The following is a 6381-nucleotide window of genomic DNA, read 5'->3' as shown; positions in this document are numbered from 1 at the left end:
ATGTGCCGCCGATCACAACTCGACAAGTTGTGAGTGAACATACGGCTGCTCAGATCGGTCGTCAATCGCAGTCTGTATGCGAAGAATTAGCTCGAGCTACCGGTGGGTATCGTGAACTTCCACTGAAAGTGGTTGCCAGTATGGAACATTCAATTTTCAACAACCATCTTGCGTTCGCCGTAGTGCCTGTTGCGCACAGCATCCTTCGGGCGACAGATGGGCAACGCACCCGCATCGACATCGGTCCCGCGTCATGCTTTTCGGCACTAATGATTGATCGAAGTCAGCTATGGTTGACTGGGCGACACCGTCTATGTGGCAGGCCGGACTCCCCGCGAGCAGGTCGGCGCGGTCGGCCGCAGCGCGAAAACCATCGAAGAGGCCGTGGAGCTGGTCACGGCGGCAGGTGGCACCGAGGAGAACTGACGCGACGACGTCGCCCAGCAACCGGACTTCGCCATCGCCGAGTCCCCAACCACCTCGCCCGCGCGGTCGCAGCACTCGCCGCCGCCCCTGGCCGCCCGCTGGAACGGGAAGTCCGCTTCCAGCGCGGAGCCGGCCAGAACCTACGGGGTGCGGGATGTGGACGGCAGCCAACCGGCCGCCGGGGCGTACTTCGAGGAGGTCGGATACGGCGGGAGGGCTTGCCCAGCGGAGGACTACCGCTGATTCTCCGTTATCCGGGGCCGCGCAGTGCGAGCCCGGTGCGGCCCCACCGGGCTCGCGGAGGGCAACCTGCCGCGACTGCTCGAGAAGGCGCAGGTCCAGGCGCGATTTGGTCCACGCGGAGTGATCCGATAATCTTGCTGGGCACACCGGTCCGGGTGGCGGAATGGCAGACGCGCTAGCTTGAGGTGCTAGTGCCCTTTATCGGGCGTGGGGGTTCAAGTCCCCCTCCGGACACCAGTGCTGAACCCTTAGTGGGTGGCACCAACGATTGCCGGCTGCTGTTGGTGCTGGTAGCGCACTTCTGAGGCCAAGGCCCGGTGTGGCTGAGCCTTATCGGCCGGATCTTCCGCAGCAAGCACTGCGCGGATGTCACCGAGGGAATCAATCAACTTTCGTCTCTCTTTCTCGGTGAGCCGGTTGATCTTGGGCAAACCCTTCAACTCGGCCTGAGCTGCCGCTTTGTCCGCCCGTGCGGCCGGACATCCCGGTGTGGTCACTCCGCCGGCCATGATTCAGGTGTGGTCGATGCCCGGTCTGCGTCCAGAGCTACCTGGACCTGGCTTTGGCGGAGGGCGATAGCTTCGCGTGCGGCGGTGGCCGCCCAGCTGAGCGGAGTCGTGGGTCCCTCATCGAGCCGACTGTGACCGCCGGGCTCACCACCGAGGCGCGTGTCGCGCGTGAAGAAATCTTCGGACCCGTCCTGGTGGTGCTGGCCCACGGCGGCGATGCGGACGCAGTCTCCATCGCCAACGACTCGCCCTGCGGTCTGTCGGGGACCGTCTTCGGTGCCGACCCCGGTCGTGTGAACTGAGTGGTGAGTCGAATGCGTACGGTAACGATCAACTGGAAATCGTCGGTCCTGCCGCCACCGTGTGTACGGACTCCCGTGGTGCCGTGCTGCGCGGCCAACTCGAACGCAGCCACCGCGGGGCATTGATCGCGACCTTCGGCGGCGGCACGAACGAGATCCAGTGCGACATCATAGGCATGGCCGCGTTGGGCCTGCCCCGAGTCAACCGCTGAACCGTCCGGCTTCGTAGAGGCATTCAGACATGGCGCTGGGTATCGACCCGGAAATTCTCAACGCGCTCGCGTTGCTCCGCGAGGACAGAGGTGACGCCGCGCTGCCTCCGGTCGGTGGCATCGCGGCCCGATGAGCCTCGCTGACCGTCCGCGGGCTTCCTCGCTGCACGGCAAGGTCAATTTCGATCACTGCGCAGTACGTGCGCGGGCACGGTGTGGTCCCACGGTTGGCGCGTCACCATGTCGGCGACCTCGACGTAGCCGCGCTCGAATTCGCCTGTGGCGGCGTCGACCAATCGGTACTGCTGGGTTTGTCGGTGAATGGGCTGGCCCTCTAGCAGCACCACCCGCACTTCGCCGGGTTCGAAGTGACAGCGCTGCTGCAACGCCTCGATCAACTGCTCGTTGTGCATGTGGCCGTCGCCGAAGTTCCAGCCGATCACGGTGCTGCAGATGCGCTCACCATCGGTGAGTACGTAGTCGTTCTCGTCGCACCCGGCCATGGCCCGGTGGGCGAGGGTGAACATCGCACGGCCGTGGGTGTTGAAGGCACGGAATGCATATCCCATGTAGAGGTACATCTGCGCGGTCTCAGGGCTGCCGTAGTAACGCTCCATCTGCGCCTGTGGCATGCTCGCGATCGAGACGACGTTCTTCTCGATCTTCGCCGAGGCCGACGGCTTGACGCACCACAGTCCGGTATCCCAGTTGCCCGCGTAGTACCGCATGCCCGGCAGGAAGGAAACCTTGCGCGGAAACAGGTTTCCCACCACCACGGTGCCCGCGACGACGGCGAACAACAGGATCGGCCATGGGCTCTGCAGGTCACCCAGACCGACGTCGGCGTGCCCGACGAACAACGCCAGTACGGCGAACATCATGAAGACGTTCCACTCCAGCGGCACACCCATCGGGATCGAGGACAGGATGCCGAAGTGGAAAACCAGCATGACGAACGCGGCGATGTACGTCAGCCACCCCCCGCCGGAGAAGAACAGCACCAGCGGCACCAGGCCCTCGATCGCCGTGCTGAAGTGCGCCAGCCACCGCGACAGTCGCCCGGGCCGCAGATCGTCCGGGAAGTGCTCGAAGAACCTGCGCTTGATCCATCGCGGCCGGATGACCGGGTTGTTGCTCATCATCGTCGAGATGACGAACGGGAAGTGCTTGTTGAGTTTCGACGTTGCCGCACCCAGCCAGATCACCAAGCAAACCAGTTCGGCGGCGATGATGATGTCCGGACCCGCGAACAGGAAGCACACCGCCAGCGAGGCGTACACCTCACCGCGCGCAGCCAGGAAGATGACCTTGTCGCGCAGACCGAGCACCGCCAGCACGCCGAGGATCGCCCAGATCTGCCACACCGGCAGCACACCCACCGTGGTGCCGAGTTCCGGGATCGGTCCGGTGCCGTTGGAGAACAGTGCCACCACGAGCAGCGCCAGTAACGCGGCGTACAGCAGCGCGTCGATCCATGTGCGGGTATTGCCCCTGGTGAGCGGTATCCGCGTCGGCCACGGTGGCAGCCGGATCGTGTTGGGCCGCAGCCAGTACAGAGCCGAGCCCATCGGCGGGAAGAACCGGTTGTTCAGTGGCCCGAAGCCGCAACCGAGCCCGACCACCTCGAACAGCATCGTGTAGAGCACGACCTTCTCGAACACGATCGGTTCGTGGTACCAGGAGGTGACGTTGGTGAAGCCGTCGATGCCGTCGGTGGTGAGTACCACCAGCCAGGCGCCCAGGATGTAGAGCAGGATCTTGACGACGTAGAACAGGTGCAGTACGACGGGCGTCCCGAAGCCGACTTCGGCCCAGTGCCGGGCCATCGGCACGATCTTTTCGGCCCGAGTGCCCTTGCTCCACTGCGCGAAGTCGATATCCGGCGAGTCGGGCCTTAGAAATCCCATGTCGGTGGCCTCAGCGGTCGGCGTCAGTGTAGCGGATTATACCGCGAATATTTCTGCCCTCCAGAATATTTCGATACCCGTCGTTGATCTTTTCGAATCGGTAGCGTCGGGTGATCGTGGCACCGGACTTCAGCTGCCGAGCAGTCGCTTGACGACCTTGCCGGTCGAGTTGCGCGGTAGGGCATCGACGAAGATCACGTCGCGGGGCACCTTGAACCGTGCCAGCCGGTGGTGCACATAGTCTTTGACGTCGACATCGGTAAGTGTTGCGCCGGGGCGCACCGCGACGTAGCTGCGCAACCGTTGGCCGTACTCGTCATCGGCGACACCGAGGACGGCGACTTCCAGGATCTGCGGGTGTGCGGCCAACGCCTCCTCAACTTCGGCGGGAAGACGTTCTCTGCGCCGGAGACGATCATGTCGTCGTCCCTGCCGTCGATGAAGAGCCTTCCTCCCGGTCGAAATGGCCGACGTCGCCGCTGGCCATCATCGAAACGAAGATCCGGCCCGTCGTGCCGGTCGGGGCTTCCCGGCCGCGGTCGTCGAACACCTTGACCGTCGCGCCCGGCACCGCCCGCCCGACGCAGCCGGGCTCGGCGGCCAGGTCGCTCGGTGTGGCGATGGTGGCGTAGGCGACCTCGGTAGAGTCGTACATACCGAAACGGGCTGACGGGATGGCATCGTGACCTCAGAACCGTTGTTCGCCACGGTAGTCAACCTGCCAGTGTTTGATGCCGTTGAGCCACCCGGACCGAAGCCGCTCGGGCGCGGACAGCGGCTGTAAGTCCGGCATGGTGTCGGCGATCGCGTTGAAGATCAGACCTATGGTCATCCGGGCCAGGTTGGCGCCGAGACAGTAGTGCGCCCCGGTGCCGCCGAATCCGACGTGGGGGTTGGGATCGCGCAGGATGTCGAACGTATACGGGTCATCGAAGACGTCGTCGTCGAAGTTCGCCGACCGATAGAAGAGCACGACCCGCTGTCCGCGTTTGATCCGCACGCCCGAAAGTTCCGTGTCTTCCAGCGCGGTGCGTTGGAAGGCGGTGATCGGCGTGGCCCAGCGGACGATTTCGTCCGCAGCAGTCTCAGGGCGGGATCGCTTGAACAGCTCCCATTGCTCTTCGAATTCGGTGAAGGCCATCATGCCTTGGGTGATGGAGTGCCGCGTCGTGTCATTTCCGGCCACAGCGAGCGTGAGAACGAAGAACGCGAACTCTGCGTCAGAGAGCTTCTCACCGTCGATGTCGGCTTCGATCAACTTGGTGACGATGTCGTCGCCGGGATTCTTGGCTCTGGTGTCAGCCAAGTCCATCGCATAGGTCAACACCTTCACCGAGGACTCCTGGCTGTCGACGTCGGAGTACTCGCTGTCGTCGCTGCCGGTCATCTCGTTGCACCAGCGGAACAGCTTCTCACGGTCAGCGAGCGGCACATCGAGCAGACCGGCGATTGCCTGTAGTGGAAGCTCACACGACACCTGTTCGACGAAGTCGCCCCGCCCTTGCGTCAGCGCATCCTGCGCGATGCGGTGGGCGCGTTCGTTGAGTTCCGCACGCAGTTGGTTGACGGCACGCGGGGTGAAGCCGCGCGAGATGATCTTGCGCAATCGGGTGTGATGCGGCGCGTCCATGTTCAGCAGCGACGCACGCGCGGCGTCGATGTTCTCTCTTTTCACGTCGTCGGGATAACGCGGCAGAGCGGTGTTCTCATGGGTGGAAAAGACATCACTGCGCAGCGAGACGTCCTTGACATCTTTGTGTTTGGTCACCACCCAGAAGCCACCGTCGTTGAAGCCGCCTGTGCCGACGGGCTGCTCGTTCCACCAGATGGGCGCCAGCCTGCGGAGCTGAGCCAATTCGTCGACGGGCAGACCCGCCGCATAGATGTCGGGATCAGTGAAATCGAATCCCTCGGGAAGCTGCAGACGATCCATGGTTGTCCCTGTGTCGACGGTGGATGAGATCGGTGTCAGTGGTCAGACCGCGGCGATGGACATGTAGTGAACAACGTTCCGCGGATCAACTGTCGGGCTGCGTGCAGCGTGTGCCGGTATGCCGGCGCGGGCATGCTCGCCGCCAGGTCGGTCAAGCCCCGTAACAAGGCATAGATAGCGTCGATAACACCGTCGGTGTCACAACCGTCAGGCAGCGCCTCTTCACAGTGCGCATCGGCGATGATGTCGGCGATCAGGTGGCGTAATGGCTCCAACTCGGCGCCGGCGGCCCACCGGGGCAGCACCACAGCGGCCGACTCAGCGCGGATCGCGCGCTCGAACGCGGCCAGATACGGATACTCACACATCAATTGACCCGATTCGTCGAACACCGCGACGAGCCGGTCGACGATGCTGCCGCCGCGCTGACCGGCGGCCCGCAGACGCGGCAGTGCCACACTTTCGACCTCGGCCACCGCCGCACTCAGCAGCTCTGCCTTGGTCGGAAAATAGTTGTACAGGGCGGCGCTGCTCACGTCGGCGGAGCGGGCGATCTCGCGGATGGACGCTTTCGAATAACCGACTTCTGCCACGCACCGCATGGTCGCAATGACTATGCGGTACCGCGTCTCCTCACCATTGGCGCCGACCGGCCGACCCAACTGGGTCGTTGCCGGTGTTATCGCGGCCCCATTGGCTGTCGGAACCATACTCGGCGCCGCCTTCCATATTTAAATGATCGATCGGTTATTTCATGAGGTTAGTGTCACAGTGTGGCGTCGTCAATGGTGGTCCGTGCCGCCAAGGTGGGTAGCGCTTCCGCAACGGGTAACCGCAGGCTTGTCGATC

At 63.6% G+C, this 6381-nt stretch carries 5 protein-coding genes, 1 tRNA gene and 3 pseudogenes; 4 read left to right on the top strand and 5 right to left on the bottom strand.

All coding sequences use genetic code 11. The annotated features are described in order from the left end of the window. Positions 1–818 precede the first annotated feature (818 nt). From ACL02S_RS02385 to ACL02S_RS02370, 4 genes and pseudogenes are all read left to right on the top strand, one after another. Positions 819–906: transfer RNA gene (locus ACL02S_RS02385), tRNA-Leu, on the top strand. Between the two features lie 225 nt (positions 907–1131). Then, positions 1132–1206: pseudogene (locus ACL02S_RS02380) on the top strand (hypothetical protein); the annotation flags it as partial. A gap of 1 nt (position 1207) precedes the next feature. Continuing rightward, a pseudogene (locus ACL02S_RS02375) lies at positions 1208–1477 on the top strand (aldehyde dehydrogenase family protein); the annotation flags it as partial. Positions 1478–1512: 35 nt separating this feature from the next. Next, positions 1513–1692, top strand: a pseudogene (locus tag ACL02S_RS02370) (acyl-CoA dehydrogenase family protein); the annotation flags it as partial. A gap of 176 nt (positions 1693–1868) precedes the next feature. On the opposite strand, the gene ACL02S_RS02365 reads toward ACL02S_RS02370, so the two are convergent. The 5 genes from ACL02S_RS02365 to ACL02S_RS02345 all read right to left on the bottom strand — a co-directional run bounded on the left by ACL02S_RS02365 (position 1869) and on the right by ACL02S_RS02345 (position 6242). Beyond that, positions 1869–3599 (bottom strand): DUF3556 domain-containing protein, encoded by a 1731-nt coding sequence (locus tag ACL02S_RS02365; RefSeq protein WP_412800577.1) that lies wholly within the window; start codon positions 3597–3599, stop codon positions 1869–1871. Between the two features lie 129 nt (positions 3600–3728). Further along, entirely contained in the window at positions 3729–3968 is a 240-nt protein-coding gene (locus ACL02S_RS02360; RefSeq protein ID WP_412800576.1) for an AMP-binding enzyme, read from the bottom strand. A 46-nt stretch (positions 3969–4014) separates the two neighbouring features. After that, positions 4015–4254, bottom strand: a complete 240-nt coding sequence (locus ACL02S_RS02355) for a hypothetical protein (RefSeq protein ID WP_412800575.1) — start codon at positions 4252–4254, stop codon at positions 4015–4017. Positions 4255–4287: 33 nt separating this feature from the next. Beyond that, the gene (locus ACL02S_RS02350; RefSeq protein ID WP_412800574.1) at positions 4288–5532 is read right to left on the bottom strand and encodes a cytochrome P450; all 1245 of its coding nucleotides are present in this window, start codon (positions 5530–5532) and stop codon (positions 4288–4290) included. 35 nt (positions 5533–5567) lie between these two features. Continuing rightward, complete coding sequence (locus ACL02S_RS02345) at positions 5568–6242, bottom strand: TetR/AcrR family transcriptional regulator (RefSeq protein ID WP_412800573.1); 675 nt, start codon at positions 6240–6242, stop codon at positions 5568–5570. Positions 6243–6381: the final 139 nt, after the last annotated feature.

This window comes from Nocardia spongicola (genome assembly GCF_047200775.1).
Classification (GTDB): domain Bacteria; phylum Actinomycetota; class Actinomycetes; order Mycobacteriales; family Mycobacteriaceae; genus Nocardia.
The sequence above is the reverse complement of the archived record's forward strand: the minus strand, read 5'-3'. Positions and strand labels throughout refer to the sequence as shown.